8 protein-coding genes are annotated in these 16,570 nt (G+C 70.3%); all 8 read right to left on the reverse strand.

Annotated elements, in window-relative coordinates; all coding sequences use genetic code 11:
• Positions 1 to 261 precede the first annotated feature (261 nt).
• A complete protein-coding gene (locus ACWGDX_RS18700; protein WP_453626863.1) occupies positions 262 to 3,684 on the reverse strand; it encodes a CARDB domain-containing protein in 3,423 nt (1,140 codons plus the stop codon).
• A gap of 740 nt (positions 3,685 to 4,424) precedes the next feature.
• The gene (locus ACWGDX_RS18705; protein WP_453626865.1) at positions 4,425 to 5,753 is read right to left on the reverse strand and encodes a UDP-glucose dehydrogenase family protein; all 1,329 of its coding nucleotides are present in this window, start codon (positions 5,751 to 5,753) and stop codon (positions 4,425 to 4,427) included.
• Between the two features lie 128 nt (positions 5,754 to 5,881).
• Positions 5,882 to 7,105: a right-handed parallel beta-helix repeat-containing protein gene (locus ACWGDX_RS18710; RefSeq protein WP_453626867.1), complete on the reverse strand. Its 1,224-nt coding sequence runs from the start codon at positions 7,103 to 7,105 to the stop codon at positions 5,882 to 5,884.
• A gap of 303 nt (positions 7,106 to 7,408) precedes the next feature.
• Positions 7,409 to 9,448 (reverse strand): right-handed parallel beta-helix repeat-containing protein, encoded by a 2,040-nt coding sequence (locus ACWGDX_RS18715; protein WP_453626868.1) that lies wholly within the window; start codon positions 9,446 to 9,448, stop codon positions 7,409 to 7,411.
• Complete coding sequence (locus tag ACWGDX_RS18720) at positions 9,445 to 10,713, reverse strand: glycosyltransferase family 2 protein (RefSeq protein ID WP_453626870.1); 1,269 nt, start codon at positions 10,711 to 10,713, stop codon at positions 9,445 to 9,447. Before ACWGDX_RS18720 ends, ACWGDX_RS18715 begins: the two co-directional genes overlap by 4 nt.
• 330 nt (positions 10,714 to 11,043) lie before the next feature.
• Positions 11,044 to 14,064 (reverse strand): SpoIIE family protein phosphatase, encoded by a 3,021-nt coding sequence (locus ACWGDX_RS18725; RefSeq protein ID WP_453626872.1) that lies wholly within the window; start codon positions 14,062 to 14,064, stop codon positions 11,044 to 11,046.
• 195 nt (positions 14,065 to 14,259) lie between these two features.
• Complete coding sequence (locus tag ACWGDX_RS18730) at positions 14,260 to 14,517, reverse strand: hypothetical protein (protein ID WP_453626874.1); 258 nt, start codon at positions 14,515 to 14,517, stop codon at positions 14,260 to 14,262.
• Between the two features lie 125 nt (positions 14,518 to 14,642).
• On the reverse strand, positions 14,643 to 16,232 hold the full coding sequence (locus tag ACWGDX_RS18735) for a hypothetical protein (RefSeq protein ID WP_453626876.1): 1,590 nt from the start codon (positions 16,230 to 16,232) through the stop codon (positions 14,643 to 14,645).
• Positions 16,233 to 16,570: the final 338 nt, after the last annotated feature.

A 16,570-nucleotide genomic window follows, 5' to 3' on the forward strand; every position in this document is an offset into this window, starting at 1 on the left:
CGCCGGCGGACGGCACGCCTCACCCGGGCGTAAGGGATAACGACCCACCGACGACGACGTTTCAGTCCCGGCCCGGCCCGGCGACCGCGCTGCCGATCGTTCCTGTCGCACCGATGACGAGAATTCTCATTCCGCCGATCCTGCCACTGTCCGCCGGTCCCGCCGTCGGAGAACCGGCAAGGCCGGTGCGGCGGCCCCCTCCGTCAGGAAAGGGAGCCGTCACACCGGCCTCGGTGTGTGCGGGTGATGCCGGTCAGTCGCTCACCGGCGGTCGCGCGCCGCCGCCGCGGCCCCGCCCGTGATCACGAAGCTCGATCCGGGCTGGGTGACGATATTGCCGTCGCCGGAGTTCGTGATGGTCACGTTGGTCAGCGTCGCGTTGCCGCGAGCGCCGCTCATGGCCAGGATCCCGGCGCCGTTGTTGGACTTGTCGATCTTCACATTGCTGATCGCGACATTCGGCATATTGCCGCCACCCGTCTTGAACTGGATGCCGTCATACGTCGAGTCGTAGATGTCGGTGTCCCGGATCGTGACTCCCGGGATATCTCTGGCCTGCGGGAACAGGGTGATGGCGCCGAATTCCTGATCCTCGTTCCAGAAGGCGCCGCCGGTGCGGTGGAGGGCGTTGTTGGCGATCAGGGTCTGCCCGGAGAAGGGCAGGGGATCGTGGTCGGTCGCCAGCATGATGCCCGGGTAGTTCGCCGTGTCGTAGATCAGGTTGTTCTCGATCTTGTTGCCGTAGCCGCCGTAGACCGCGATACCGGTCGCCCGCCAGGGCAGCTGCACGGTGTTGTTGAGGAACTGGTTGTCGTGCGCGATGTTCACCGAGGGGTCCTTCACATACCGGTTGGCCCAGACGGCCAGCGAGTCGTCACCGGTGGTGCGGAAGGAGGAGTTGAACACCCGCGAGTTGCTGGTGCCGTTGGTGAAGTTGATGCCGTCGGCGTAGGTGTTGCGGATACGCATCCCGGTGAACTCCAGCCCGTCGCCGGGGCCCCACAGATCCGGGATGTTGTCGTAGTCACGGCCGACCCAGACACCCACGTTGGCGTGCTCGATCCAGACGTTGGAGATCTTGGTGTCCTTGCCGAATCGCCCGTTGAGACCGACTCCGCCCTCGGCGCCGCCGGGGCCGCCCCGGATGGTGCCGGAGCCGAAGATGGCGATGTCGGAGATCTGGGTGTTGTTGTCGATGTCGAAGCCGAAGTTGCCCTCGTGCGGGTGGTTGATGCTGCCCACGGCCTGGTGCGGCTCGGTCAGGGTGTAGAGCTGGGAGTGCCACATGCCCGCGCCGCGGATCGTGACATTGCTGATGCCCACCTGGTTGTACTGCCCGCGGTTCAGCGGGTCGTCGGTGAGGATCTTCTTCTCCTGGCGCCACTGGCCCGCCGGGATCCACACGCAGGAGATGGTGCCTTCCTGGTCGGCGGTCACCGCGCGCTGGATGGCTTCCGTGTCGTCGTTCCCGTCGTCCGGGATCGCGCCGTACGCCGTGATCGAGGTGCACTCGGCGGGCTTGCTCGCCGGGGGCGCGACCTGCTCCAGGTCGATCAGGTCGATGATGTAGAAGGCGGCCGAGTCGGTCGCGTCACGCTGCAACCGGAACTTCGTGCCGACCGGGTACGTCGTCGACAGCAGCGCGTGCGACTCGTCGAACAGCCGCCGGGCGTCGGCCTGGGGCGTGTTCGTCAGGGCCTCGGGGCCGTCGGTGTCGCCGTACAGCCAGCTGTGCTTCGAGGAGAGCGTCAGCTTCCGGACGAAGGTGTCATTGGCGTAGAGGCTGATGGTGGCCTCCGTGCCGCCGCCGCCCGCGGCGTCGGGGATGGAGTTGCGCACCACGATCGAGTTCGCCGGGTTGGTCGAGGTGAACTCCACGAACTGGCCCGTGCTGCCCAGCCGCACCGACTTGCGCCCGGAGGACTCGGAGGCGAAGTTGGTGTGCCCGAACGTGCGCAGCGGGTCGGCCTCCAGCAGTGTGCCCTGGTAGCGGCCGGACTCCGCCTCGTACTCGGTGTACGGGACCGCCGCCCCGCGGCCGACCACGATCGAGCGCGTGAAGGTGTTGTTGGTCTCGCTGGTCTCGGTGACGGTGTTGGTCGCGTCGGCCGTGGCGACGATGGTGGCTCCGCCGTTGGTGGCGGTCCAGGTGCCGTTGACGCTCACATTGGCCGTCGCGCCCGCCGCGATCGACGGGGTGTCGGTGTTGAGCGTGGTGCCGCCCACGGCGACCCGCGTGACCGTGGTGGCGCCGGTCGCGGTGGTGCCGCGGTTCTTGACCGCCACGGTGAAGCGGACCGGCGCGCCCACGGCCGGATTCTGCGGGCTGGACTCGATGCCGAGCACCTGGAGGTCCGGGCCGGGGCTCTGCGCGACCACGAGCTGCGAGGTCGCGGTGAGGCTGTTGTTGGCGTTGTCCTGCTCGATGATCGTGTCGGTCGGGTCCACCACCGAGGTCACCGTGTAACTGCCCATCGCACGCCGGCCGATATCGACCGGGACCGTGGCCGAGGCGCCCGCGGCGAGCGCGCCGACCGCGGCGCTGCCGGCCACCGCTCCGCCCACGCTGACATTGACTGTGGTCGCGGCCGAGGCGGCCGAACCGGCGTTCCGTACGGTCGCGTTCACCCTGATCGTGTCGGTCTCCACGGGGGAGGCGGGGGTCCACGACAGCGCGGAGACGGTCAGATCCGGGTTGGGCGCGGGTGTTCCGACGACCTGGAGCTCGGCGACCTGTCCGCCGCCCGCGCCGGTGTTGCTGAAGATCTGGAGCTGGACATCGGCGGCGCGTCCGGTGACCGGGATGGTCACGGAGTTCTGGTTGGTCGCCGGGTTGAAGGTGTAGTTGGCGCGGCCCGACAGCGAGGTGAAGCCGGTGGCGGCCTGGTCACGGCCGAGGACCTGGATGTTCTGCGTACGGGTCCCCCACGCCGAGCCGGGGTTCAGCTTGACCACGATTCCGGTGATGTCGGCGTTGGCACCGAGCTTCACCGTCAGCGACGACGGGTGGCCGGCGCCCTCCCAGTAGGTGCCGGTGTTGTCGTCGTTGGCGTTGCGCGCGACGAAGGTGAACACCGAGGACGACGCCTCGATCGGCTTGCCGACCGCCAGGTTGGTGCCGGTGGGCTCCTCGCCGTCGCCTCCGTCCCCGCCGTCGCCGCCGTCGTCACCCTCCGGGCCGTAGATCTCGAACTCGGAGACCTGCCCGGCGGGCCAGCCCGTGTTGCCGGTGATGTTCACCCGTACGTAACGGACGCTCGCGACGGTGAAGTCGATGGTGACGGTGTTGCCCGCGGCCGGGGTGAAGGACCGGCCCTGCGAGGTGGACAGGGTGCCGAAGGTGATCCCGTCGGTGCTGCCCTGCACGCTGAGGGCCTGGGTACGGGCTTCCCAGGTCGTCGGCAGCTTGAGCACCACCCCGTCGACCTCGGTCTCTTCGCCCAGGTCGACCCGGATCCATGCCGGGAAGGTGTTGTTCGGCCCCTCCCAGTACGTCGCCTGGTTGCCGTCGGTGACGTTGGAGGCGGGATGGCTTCCCTCGGATCCGCTCGCGGACGCGGTTCTGCCGAGGGCGAGGTTGGGGCCGTCGGCCGCGGAGGCGGAGACGGGCAGAAGCCCGACGGAGATCATGGCGGCCACGACCGCGCCGATGATCAGCCGCCAGCGGAGCTGTTTCCGTTTCATGGTGTCCTCTGTTCGTCGGAACGAGAGAGCGGCGGCCCGCGGGTCCGGGCCGGCCGTGCGACGCGCGGGACCCGCGTCACGCGTCTAGCGGGTGCGTGGGACATGAGGTGCGTGCGGTGCCTGGTGCGGGGCGTACGTGGTGCGGGACGTGCCTGGTGCGGGACGTACGACGTGGGGGAACGAGGCGAGCGAGGCACTGCCGTGAAGTTGCACAAGTAGCGCAAAAAAATTGAGCTAGTTATCCATCTTTTTGCGAGTCAAAGGTTCCAATCATGTCACCGGTTTGTCAACGGTTCTCGCACGCCGACCAGTTTCTTGGCGCGACCACGCGCGCGACGGCAGCTTGCCGCTCGGATCGGCGGGCGTGGTCTGCGCGGTGAGCGCGGTGAAGTGTGGCGCCTCGGCGGGCGCGGCGCGGCGTTGTGCGGCGCGGCGTTGTGCGGCGCGCGCGGGGCGGGGCGGGGCGGGGCGCGGCGTTGTGCGGCGCGGGGCGCGGGGCGCGGCGCGGGGCGCGCGGGGCGGTGACCGGAGGGTGTCCTCGACGGTGACCCGACGGGTTCGCCGGGCGTGGCCCGCGACTTCTGTGCGGCCACCCGGCGGGCCGGCCCCCGAGAAGGTGTGGATCAAAGTGGTCCGGCGGGCGGACCCGTGAAACCGGCCAGGCGATCGGCCGGGGCCTCAGGGGCCTTCGACCGGGGGAGCCGGGCCGGTACGGGGAGAGTCCGGCGGGTTACGGGAGGTCAGGGGCGGCCGAGCGCGCGGTACTCCCAGCCCGCCGCGCGCCACTGGGCCGGGTCGAGGACATGGCGGCCGTCGACGATACGGCGCTGCCCGACCACCTCGCCCATGGCGTGCGGGTCGATCTCGCGGAACTGGGACCACTCGGTCAGCAGCAGCACCACATCGGCGCCGGCGGCGGCGGTCATCGCGTCGGTCCCGTAGTCGAGTTCGGGGAAGGCGCGACGGGCGTTCTCCGTGGCCGCCGGGTCGACGACCGTGACCTGGGCGCCCGCGCGGTGCAGCGTCCTGGCCACATCCAGCGCCGGGGCGTCACGTATGTCGTCGGAGTTGGGCTTGAACGCCGCGCCCAGCGCGGTCACCCGGACACCGGCGAGTTCACCGCCGGTCAGTTCGCGTACCAGGTCGACGGTACGGGCCCGGCGGCGCTGGTTGATGCCGTCCACCTCGCGCAGGAAGGCGACGGCCTGGCCGACGCCCAGTTCCTCGGCGCGGTGGCTGAAGGCCCGGATGTCCTTGGGCAGGCAGCCACCGCCGAAGCCGAGCCCCGGCTTCAGGAACCGGCCGCCGATGCGGTCGTCGTAGGCGAGGGCGGTGGCGAGACCGGTGACATCGGCGCCGGTGGCCTCGCAGACCTCCGCCATCGCGTTGATGTACGAGATCTTGGTGGCGAGGAACGAGTTGGCCGCGACCTTGACCAGCTCGGCGGTCGGCAGATCGGTCACCACCACCGGGGTGTCCTGGGCGATGACCGGTGCGAAGGCGGCCCTGAGCTGCTGCTCGGCCCATTCGGAGCTCGTACCGAAGACGAGCCGGTCGGGTCTCAGGGTGTCCTCCACCGCGTAGCCCTCGCGCAGGAACTCCGGGTTCCAGGCCAGTTCGACGTCCGTACCCGCCGGGGCCACCCGCTGCACCAGCTCGGTCAGCCGGGCCGCGGTGCCCACCGGCACGGTGGACTTGCCGACCACCAGCGCGCGTCTGCGCAGATGCCGGGCGAGCGACTCGACCGCGCTGTCGACATAGGTCAGATCGGCCGCGTACGAGTCCTTCTGCTGCGGAGTTCCCACACAGATGAAGTGGACGTCGCCGAACTCGGCGGCCTCCTCGGAGCTCGTCGTGAAGCGCAGCCGCCCGGAGTCCAGGGCCTTGGCGAGCAGTTCCGGCAGGCCGGGTTCGAAGAAGGGCACCTCGCCCGAGCGCAGCCGCTCGATCTTGACGGGGTCCACGTCCACGCCCAGGACGTCGAAGCCCAGGATGGCCATGCAGATGGCGTGGGTGGCTCCGAGATAGCCGGTGCCGATGACGGTGAGACGAGGGGATGGGGTGGTCATGCCGGCCTCCAGGAGCGGTCAGGCGGTTGGGCGGTGGGGACGAAAGGGCGGTGGGGACGGATGGTGCGGGTGGAGCGGATGGTGCGGGTGGAGCGGGTGGTGCGGGTGGAGCGGGTGGAGCGAGTGGGTCAGGAAGCGCAGTCGACATTGGCGAGGCCCTCGGCCGCGCCGGTCACCTTGTTGTCGCAGGTGACCTTGTTGCCGTCGGACGTGAGGTTGAAGCCGAAGCCGGGCCCGTCCACCTGCGCGACATTGCCCTTGAAGGTGTTCCCGGTGCCCCAGCCCTTGAGGATCTGATGGGTCTGGAAGCCGTCCTCCAGCGCATGGCGCCCGGTGTTGCCCTGGACGAGCCAGCCGTTGCCCTTCACATCGACCCAGGAGTCGTTGTGGTCGCCGCTCAGCTTCGAGCCGTCGAAGGTGTTGCCGATGACCTTGCCGCCGGTGGTGCCTTCCTTGATGTCGACGGACTCGGCGGTGGTGCCGCTGATGCGGTTGCCGATCACCGTGTTGCGGTCGCTCGCGTCCGGCTCGCAGTCGGTGACCGTGCACCAGTTGGACTCGGCCGAGCCGATGTAGACGCCCTCGCCGAACTTCTCCTTGCGCAGCCCGGTGGAGCGGATGGTGTTGTCCCGCACCACGTTGCCGGAGCTGAAGTTGCGCAGATGGATCGCCTCGTCACCGATCTGCTCGACGGTGAGGCCCTGGATGACCGTCCCCCGCACCCGGTCCGCCATCACGCCCTTCTGGCCGTTCCGTACGGTGAAGCCCGCCAGCCGCCAGTAGCTGGCGCCGTCGAGATGGACGGCGTAACCGCCCTTGATGTCCTCGCCGTCGATGACCGCGCCGGGGCCCCCGCACAGGAATACGGGCTGCTCGGCGGTGCCGGGCGTCGCCGCGGTGAACTCACCCCGGTAGACGCCGTCGGAGAGCCGGATGCTGTCCCCGGGCCGCGCCTGGTCGAGGGCCTGCTCCAGCGAGGGGGCGTCGGTCACCGTGACCGAGGCGGGCGGGCAGTCGACCTCGGCCGTCGGCGCGGGCGAGCCCGCTCCGGTGGCGCCGGGGGTGTCGGTCACCACCGGGTCGGGCTCGGCCGGGTCGCTGGGCAGGCTCCCGGGCCGGGTGGACCAGGTGGCATTGGGTCCCGCCGTGGTGGCTCCCACCGTCACCTTGGACCCCGAGCCGTCGCCGCCCCCGCCGATGGCCACGGCGAGTGCGATCAGGGCGACCACGAGCGCGCCCCCGGACAGCCAGACGGCGGGTCCGCCGGGAAGCGCGGCCCGGCCGGGCGGCTCCGGTGAGTGCGGCGGCTCGGCGGGGGGCGGAGCCTGGGGCGGGGGCGGGGTGGATGACATGGGCGGTAACTCCGGCTTCGCGGGAACGTTGTGGGGGGACCAGGACCGGCCCCGTGGGACCGGCGCCCCGGTCGGACATGGACGTCGGTCGGGATGTGCGTCTCGCTCGGGATGTGCGTGTCGGTCGGATACGGGCATCGATCGGGCCGGGACCAGGGCCTGGAGCGGGCCGGGACCAGGGTCGGAAGCGGGCCGGGACCAGGACCGGGAGCGGGCCAGGCCCTGGCGCCGCCCGAGCCGGCCCGGGTTCCGAGCCGCACCGCCGTCCCGGCCGGCCCGGGTCCCGGGCCGGCCCGGCGGCTGCTACGTCGGACCGGGCCCGGCCGTCATCGCCGGAACCCTGTGGCGTCCCGTCGGCCTGTTCCCGTTGCTCGCCGCGCTGCCCACCTCGGTGGCGGGCGCGCTGGGCAGCGGCTTCTTGTCCGCGTACGGGTGGACACCCAGGCGCTCCACACCGCCCCGGCGGCTGCTGCGCCGGGCACCCAGCAGCGCGGAGAACAGGATCAGCAGGAGGATGGACACCCAGAGCAGCGTCATCGGACTCGCGTAGTGCTTGAACTTGACCCAGAAGGCACTGGTGTCGTGCCAGGCGAAGGTCTGGTTCTCCTTGACCGTGACACCGCCGTGGGCCCGGCTGGTGTCCACCGCGCTCGGGCCGACCCCGGCCACCACGTTGTACGAGACGGTGGACTTGTCGATGTCGCCCACCAGGGAGATCCCGTGGTTGGTCGCTTCCTGGACGGTGTTGCCCCGTACCTCGGCCTGCGAGTCGCGCACATAGACACCGGTCTCGGTGCCCTCGATGATGTTGCCGGTGACCGTGGCCGCCGACACCCCGTCGCGTACGGAGATCCCCTGCCGCGTCTGACCGGTCAGGTGGTTGCCGGTGATGGCGACCTTGGTGGCGTCCTCGCGGGCCACGATGCCCATGTCGCCGCCGTCGACCTCGTTGTTCTGTACGCCGACGTTCTCCCCGCCGAAGACCTCGATGCCGTACCGGCCGTTGTCGCGCGCGGTGCTGTCGGAGACCGAGTTGGAGCCGTAGCTGCTGATGGACTCACCGGAGGCGGAGGGACCGTTGGCCAGCGGCCGGCCGCTGAGCGTGAAGCCGTTGCCGCCGTTGGACAGCGCCTTGGAACCGGTCACGCGGACCTGCTGGGTGGCACGGGACAGGACGAAGCCGTCGCCACCGTTCCCCTGGGAGACGGTCCGGTCGACCACCACATTGGTGACGCCGCGGTGCAGCACCACCCCGTCCTCCAGGTTGTCGACCACCTTGGTCCGGATGATGTTGGCACCGGTGGCGCCGGAGAGGAACAGACCGTACAGATTGCCCGTGATGGTGGAATTGGTGATCTCGGCGGACACATAGGACAGATCGGGTACGGAGAACCGGCTGTCCGGTGTGGCCAGTTCACCGGCGGGCTGGGCGATCACCCCGCCCGCGTGGGGTGTCTGCTCCGACTCCTGCTCGGCCTTGTCGTCCGCCGCCGCCAGCTCGCGCCGGTTCAGATCCTGCTCGCCGTCGTCGTACTTGATGTTGCCGGTGTCGGGCCGGTCCGTACCGGTGAGACTGAGACCGCCGGTGCGTCCGCTCCAGAACCCCAGGTCGGAGACCTGGGCATGGGTCATGGAGAACTGGCCGCCGATGGCCCGCACATAGGCCCGCCCGTCCCGTACGTCCGTGTCGGGCTTGTTGGCGCTGGGGTCCCAGCTGCTGATCCGCATCGGCGCCTGCGGGGTGCCCTCCAGGGTCAGCCGGCCGCCGAACGAGACGATGGAGACGAAGCCCCTGCTGTTGCTCGCCAGCCGCAGTGTCAGTCCGCCGGGGCTGGACAGCTTCAGCTTCGCCCCGGCGAGCAGATAGATGTTCTCGGTCAGCAGATACGAGCCGTCGCGCTTGCTGCGGACGAAGGTCTGCGGGGCGAACTTGAGCAGGTCGGAGACACCGTACGGCTGGGTGCGCGGGGTGAACACCAGGGTGTAGCCGCCCGCGGTCTCCAGCCGGTACGGCCGCGTCCACTTGTCGCCTTTCAGCGGGGCGACGGCGGCCACCGCGCGGACCTGGTCGAGCCGGTGGTCCTCCGCGGCGACGAGCGCGGTCTCGTTCTCCGCGTCCTCGGCGGTGGTGACCTGCCCGCCGTCCTTGCCGTCCCCGCCGTCGCCCGGCGCGGCGAAGGACGCGGGTGCGGGCGCGGCGAGGAACAGGGCCGCGGCCAGGGGCAGTACCGCCGCGAGGCGTGCGCCACGCGCGGTACGTGCCGCGCGCGTCGTACGCGCCGTACGTGCCGTGCGCGTCGTACGAAGGCTCCGCCAGGAGAACCGTCTGTGCTGCTGCGTCATTTCTGGACCACCCCTGCCCGGGAAGCGGCGTCGGCCGGAGCCCCGCCGCCCGACATGGAAGAGGCGCCCGGAATCGCGCCCGCCCGCCCCGAGTTGATCAGCGAGGCGGAGTCCTGTCCCGCGCCGCCCACGCTCGTGCTGGTACGGGTCAGCCAGCCCTGCTTGTTCATGGTGAGGAAGGCGTACAGCTTGATCGGCAGCGAGATCATGATGACCACCAGCGCCAGCAGCGGCAGCAGGAAGATGTCCTGCGGATATCTGCGCAGATGGGAGTAGCCGCGGATACCGCGTCCCGCGATGAGCCAGATCAGTACGAGCACGATCCCGCGCCCGTTCATCTCCAGCCGGCTGAAGAGCAGATAGCCCAGCGCCATCCCCATCGTCACCGGTGTCAGCAGGATCTGGAGCACGGTGATCTTGGTGACCAGCGGCACCCGCCAGAGCCAGCCCTTGTACACGGCGGTCAGATAGCAGCGGTAGGAGTTACGGCTCCAGCGCACCCGCTGCTTCACGAAGGCGGACAGCGACGACGGGAACATCGACAGCGCCCGCGCGGACGACTGGTGCACGGTCTTGTAACCGGACGCCAGTACCAGCCAGGTCAGCCGGCCGTCGTCCCCGGCGACACAGCGGCGGCCGAGGAAGAACTCGTTCTCCAGGTTCTCCAGCACCGGCTCGATCGCCGAGCGCCGGTACGCGGCCGTACGGCCGGAGAGGCACGCCACCGCGCCCGCCCGCCCCATGGCCGGGACGTAGTCGTAGTAGCGGAGGTTGACCAGCCAGTCGGCCACCCGCCGCCAGACGCTGGTGCCCCGGAGATAGACGTTCTGCTGGGTGCCGACCCCGCCGACCTCGGGATCCACGAACGGCATCTGGACGGCCGCCAGGAGTCCCGGCTGCCAGCGGGTGTCCGAGTCGACCAGTACGACGAGTTCGCTCGTCGCGGCCCGGATGCCGACACCCAGCGCCGACCGCTTGCCGCGGTGCTCGAACGCCAGCACCCGCACCCGGGGGTCCTCCACCTGCGCCAGCCTGCGCAGGACCTCCGTGTCCTCCACGTCCGGCACGATGATGATCTCGGCCGGGTCCTGGTTCAGCCAGGTCTCCAGACAGTCCATCAGGATGTCGGGGTCCTCGCGGTAGGCCGGGACCACGACCGAGACCGTGGTGCGGAACTCGTTCACCACCGGTCTCGCGAAACGGGAGAGCACCGCGCGGTAGAGCCACAGTGCCCACACGAAGGCGCCCGCGAGCCCCAGCGGCATCACCTCACGCCACGAGGTCTCTCCTACCGCCGTGACGATCCATGACCATATTTCGTCGAAAAAGCCCGACACCTAACCGTGCCCCCCACCCCACATGGCGATTGATTTGAGTCAGATATGCGCGTGACGCGCAACTGTACGGGAGAATCTAGGGCCAATGGGAGTAACTCTTCACACCTGAAACGCAGGGTTCACTCACTCTTCTCCGGATACCTCCACGAGTCCGTCACGGTTGGTGAGCGTAACCGGCGCAACTGGCCGGAATGCGCCCCCTGGGTGACCGGCGGGAGGCGGGAGCCAAGAAGGAAAGCGGAAGGGCCCGGGGCGAGGTCAGGCGACTTCGTCGAGGCCGGGCACGATCATGAGCGGCGCCGCGGTGTCCGGCAGGACCAGGGGCTGTTCGGTCCAGATGCACTTTCCGGTGGCCGTGTAGCGGGTGCCCCAGTGCTCGGAGAGCGCGGCGACCATCTGGAGCCCGCGGCCGCTCTCGTCGGTCTCGGCGGCACGCCGGATACGGGGGGTCGTGGGGCTGCCGTCGTAGACCTCGCAGACCAGCGTCGTGCTGTGCAGCAGGCGCAGCCGCACGGGCCCCCTGGCGTGCCGTACGACATTGGCGATCAGTTCGCTGACGAGCAGTTCGGTGGTCGTCACGAGGTCTTCGAGATCCCAGGCGGCGAGCTGTTCGCCGACATACTTCCGGGCGGTGCCGGCGGACTGCGGGTCGTCGGGCAGGGTCCAGGTGGCGACGGCGTCGGCGGCCAGCCGGTGGGCGCGTACGACGAGCAGCGCGGCGTCGTCGGCGTTCTGCTGATCGGCCGGGAGCAGGGCGGAGGTGAGGGTGTCGCACAGCTCGTCGAGATCGCCGTCGGGACGCTCGCCGAGGAGCCCGGCGAGGCGGCTCATCCCGGCGTCGATGTCACGGCAGGCCGACTCGACCAGCCCGTCGGTGTAGAAGACGAGGAGGCCGTCCTCGGGAACCGTCAGTTCCACCGTCTCGAAGGGCGGTTCGGCCGTGCCCAGCGGTGGGTCGGGGGCCGAGTCGGGGAAGGACACCGTGCCGTCCGGGCGGACCACGGCGGGCGGCGGATGGCCGGCGCGGGCGAAGGTGCAGACGCCGTTCGTGGGGTCGTACACCGCGTAGAGGCAGGTGGCGAAGGAGTCGTCGTCGAGCCCGGAGATCAGGTCGCTGAGGTGGTTCAGGATCTCGTCGGGCGGCAGTTCGAGGTCGGTGAGGGTCCGTACGGCGGTACGCAGACGTCCCATGGTGACCGCTTCCGGCAGACCGTGCCCCATGACGTCGCCGATGACGAGGGCGACCCGGCAGCCGGAGACCGGTATGACGTCGTACCAGTCGCCGCCCACGTCCATGCCCTGTCCGGCGGGCAGATAGCGGGCGGCGGCCGTGACCGCGGGCAGCTCGGGCAGCGTCTGCGGGAGCAGCGTGCGCTGGAGCTGCTGGGCCCGGCTGTGCTCGGCGTCGTACAGCCGGGCCCGCTCCAGCGCGTGCGAGACCAGACCGCTGACCGCCATCAGCAGCGTCTGTTCCTCACCGGTGAAGCGGTGCGGCTCGTCGAAGGCGATCACACAGACACCGACGGCCCGCCCGGAGACGATCAGCGGCAGGAACGCCCAGGCCTGTTTCCCGATCACACCGGGCCGGTCCGCGTGCTCCGGATAGGTCCGTACGTACTCCTCCGGCGTGGCGCAGAACCAGGGCGCGCGGGTGCGCAGCCGGTCGGCGCCGGGGGACCTCACCGACATCGACGCGCCGTCGACCTTGTTCAGGAACGCCTGGGGGTAGCCGACGCTCCCGACGATCCACATCCGGTCGTCCTCGTTGACCTGGATGATCAGCCCGGAGGCGCCGAACGGCGGCAGCACCCGCCGGGCGACGGCGTCGGTCACATCCTGTGTGGTGATCGCCTCGGCCAGATCGGCGGTCAGCTCCTGGATACGGGCCGCCCGTTCGGCCGCCTGCCGTTCGGCCGCCACCCGGTCGGCCTCGCGCTGTCTGGCTTCCGTGATGTCGGCGAAGTAGCAGGCCAGTCCGTCGGGGACGGGGACGAGCCGGATATGGAACCAGCGCCCGGTGTCCGGCCACTCCGCGTCGAAGCCGGCGGCGGTCGTGCCGGCGGCGGTCTCACGGCAGCGGGACTCCAGGCCGGGCACCCGCCGTACCACCGGCACGTCCCACAGCACGGCGCCGACCAGCCGGCGGCGCGAGGAGTTCAGCAGGCGCTCCGCCTCCACATTGACGAAGGTGATCCGCCACGCGCCGTCCAGGGACATGAATCCGTCGCTCATGAAGCGCAGCGCACGGCGGATGGCGTCACGGCCGATGCCCGACTCGGTGCTGTCCCATGCCGTGCCCACGACGCGGGAGGGCTTTCCGTCCCCGTCGGACTCCGCGCGGCCCCGGATATGAGCCCACATCAGGGTTCCGTCGTCGGGGCGGAGCACGCGGTACTCCAGGTCGATCAGTCCGGCCGTGCTCACCGCCTGGTCCCACTCGTTGGCCACCCAGGCCCGGTCGTCGGGATGGATGATGCTCATCCAGGTCTCGGTCCGGCCGTCGTAGGTGTCCGGGTCGACGCCGAACGTCTCCAGCAGGGAATCGTCGACATGGAGGTGGCCGGAGGGCGCGTGCAGCTCCCAGGAACCGATACGTGTCGCCCGGAGCACGTCCTCCGCCTCCGGGGTGTCGGGTGCCCCCGGTATGTCCGGCGGCCCCGCCGCGGGTATGGCCGGCGCTCCCGCCCTCGGCGCGTCCGCTGCTCCCGCTCCCGGTATGTCCGGCGCTCCCGCTGCTCCCGCTGCTCCTGGTATGTCCGGCGCTCCCGCTGCTCCCGCTCCCGTGACGTCCGGCGCCCCCGGCACGGCATGCCGGTCCGGGGGCGTGTCGCGGGTTTTCCCGTCGCGTCGGAGGCGTTCGGCGGCCCATCCCGCGACGGCCCGCAGCGTCTCCAGCTGTGCGGCGGTCGGCTCACCGGGGGTGATCGTCACCACGGAGAGCGCCCCGAACGTTCCCTTGCGGGAGATGAGCGGTGTGGACGCCATACCGCTGCCGGGCCCGGCGACGCTGGGCAGCCATACGGTGGCGCTCTCCCGTACGGCCTTCGCCGGAGCCTTCGGGGCGCCGTCCGCGATCCCGTCCCAGGCCCGGGTGAACGACCTGGGCAGGCCACTGACGGCCACCAGGTACATGCGGTGGGTGTTCGCCGATCCACGGAGGTGGACGACCCCGCCGAGGCCGCCTAGCTCCGCGACCGCCTGCTGGAGGGCGAGCCGCAGCACCTCGGTCTCGGGGAGAACGGCGTCCACGGCATTCAGCAAAGCCAGCCGCTCGTTCATATGCGCCAATCATATACAAATCGGATGAGAAGCGTGCTTGTGGGTCCATGGTGTCCCCTGCCCCGCACAAGCACCACTCCTTACCCGGCGCGCCCACCCGGCCCGGTGCACATCAGAAGGCCTGGTCGGAAGGCCCGTCCGGGCCTCCCGCTCCAGGCCTGTCCGGGTCCGGCCGGGCCCGCCCGGAGCCAGGATCTAGCCGATCAGCTCCCTGCCCGACTTGACGGCGTCGGTGCTGCCCTTGACGACGCCCTTGGCGGCGGCCACCTTCCTGCTCACTTTGTCGCCGATGACGCCCTCCACCACCGGGCCGGCCTCTTCGCCGACGGCCGACGCGGTCTTGGCGGTGCTGCTCAGGGTGTCACCGAGATCGGCCGCCTGGGCCGCGGAGGGCATGACGGCGGCGAGGAGGGCGGAGCCCGCCACGGCGAGGAGAAAACGATGCGAGTTCATGATCGGTACAACGCGCGGCGGCGCTGTAGGGCACGCGGGTGGCGCCCGGCGGACAGCGGCCACCGCGGGCCGGCGGCGTGGTACCGGTCGGGTGACGTGGTTCCGGTCGGCTGACGTGGTTCCGGTCAGGTGGGGATGGGCTTGGTCTGGGTGCAGTTCTTCCATTCGACCCAGGGCCGGGCGCCGCCGCTCTTCGGGCCGGTGGCATAGGTCGGGTTGCCGGTGATGGTCTGTGTCTTGCTCTCATGGGTGATCTCGATCCCGAAGAGCTTGAAACCGAGGGAGAACTGCCCGGCGGAGACACCGAAGCCGATGCCGAGCGAGGCGTTCCACCAGTCGGTGTTGGCCTTGTAGTCGAGTTTGCTGAGCTTGCCCTTGTCGTGCAGGAGCCGTTCCAGCGGGCTCGCGTCGGGGCCCGGTACCTCGGCCGCGTCGGAGGGGGAGGGCAGCGGGTTCTTCGCGGGGTCGCCGTTGCCGCGGAGCCAGTCCTCGACGGCGGTGCTGTCGGCGTCGTCGTCGAGGATGAGTTCGGCCGACTCGGTGTGTATCTCGGATTCCGTGCTGCCGCCCCCGCCCCCGACATCGATCGTCACGGGACCCGCGTTGGCGCCCGCCTCGCCCTTGAAGCCGTTGCCGTCGCCGGCTTCCTGGCTGGTGGTGATCACCAGCTTCTCCGGGTGGTGCGCGGTGCCGTCCTCCGACTCCTGGTCGTAGGCCGCCGCGTCATAGGTGACCGCGACCTGCTGCATCCGCTCGCCCGTGGCCACGCCTCCGGCGCCCGCTATGCCTTTGACGGTGAAGGTGTAGATGAAGGTGATCTTCCCGGCGTTCTGGCCGGAGTTGTGGCGCATGACCACGACATCCTCGGTCATCGTGCCGGAGAGCACCTCGCCGGAGACCTTGCCGAGGTCCTTCGGGCCGTCACTCTTGCCCGCGTCCTTGCCGCTCTTGCCGTTGCTCTTGAACTTCCCGCCGAAGCTCACACTGCCGGACGCCTCGGTGGTGGTCTTGGTGATGTCGACGTCGGGTGCCAGTTCCGGTTCGAGATCGGGTTTCTTGGAGGCCGCGTCCTGGGCGCAGGCTCCCATCGCCGCGCCGGGGTTGTAGCCGCTCTGGTAGCGGCAGCCGTCGTTCGCCCTGAGGTACGCGGCGAACTTCTGCGCGTCCGCGAGGTTGGCCTCCAGGTCCGCCTGGGGGTCGTCGCTCTTGTTCCCGTTGAAGAGCCACTGTCCGCCGTTGCCGCTGCCCGCCATGTATGTGCCGCTGAGCTTGGCGCTGCCGCCCCAGTCCTTCAGGCCCGGGATGCCCGCGGAGATGCTGGCCGAGACCCCGCCCGCGGTGTCGGTGACCCGCTCCAGGGTGACGGTGCCGTCCGACCACTGCTGGAGCTTGACCGTCTCCGAGGCGCTGATCTTGATGAAGACCACCTGGATGACGACGGAGTCCTTGGTCTGGTCCTGGGACAGCAGACACCTCGCGGGCTCGAACGGGTCGTCGCCCGGCACGAAGGGATCCCCGTCCCCCTCCCCGCCGCCCCCGCCCCCGCCGCCGTCTCCCTCGCCTCCGCCGTCGCCCTCGCCGTCCGCGTAGTCGCCGGAGGCACAGGCGTCGGACCCGCTCAGCGGGTGGAGTATTCGGCACACCGCGCTCTTCAGCCCGGTCGCCGTGTCGGTGGGCACACTCACACCGACGATCGCGGCCACGACCAGCGACACGACCCCGACCATCGCCGCGTACTCGGCCCCGCTCTGCCCGCTGTCCCTCCGTCGACGGCCGCCCCATCTCCGGGCATGCCCACGCCATGCAGGGAACCTGTCGGCGCCCATCATCGGTTCTCCTCGCCCATGCGTCACGCCACGATCCCCCGACCCGACAGCCATCTAAAGATGGGCCTGGGCCCAGAACACAGGGCCCCTGGGCCCACTGGTGGGTTGACCTGGGAGCTTGGGCGACGAGTGCCCGTACCTGCGGGAACGTGCGGGTGTCGGTACGTGGACAGGCCGGTGCCGGGGGGTCCGCGGACGGTCATCGGCGTGCCCCGCGACCGCGGTTC

Source organism: Streptomyces sp. NPDC055025 (assembly GCF_053608565.1).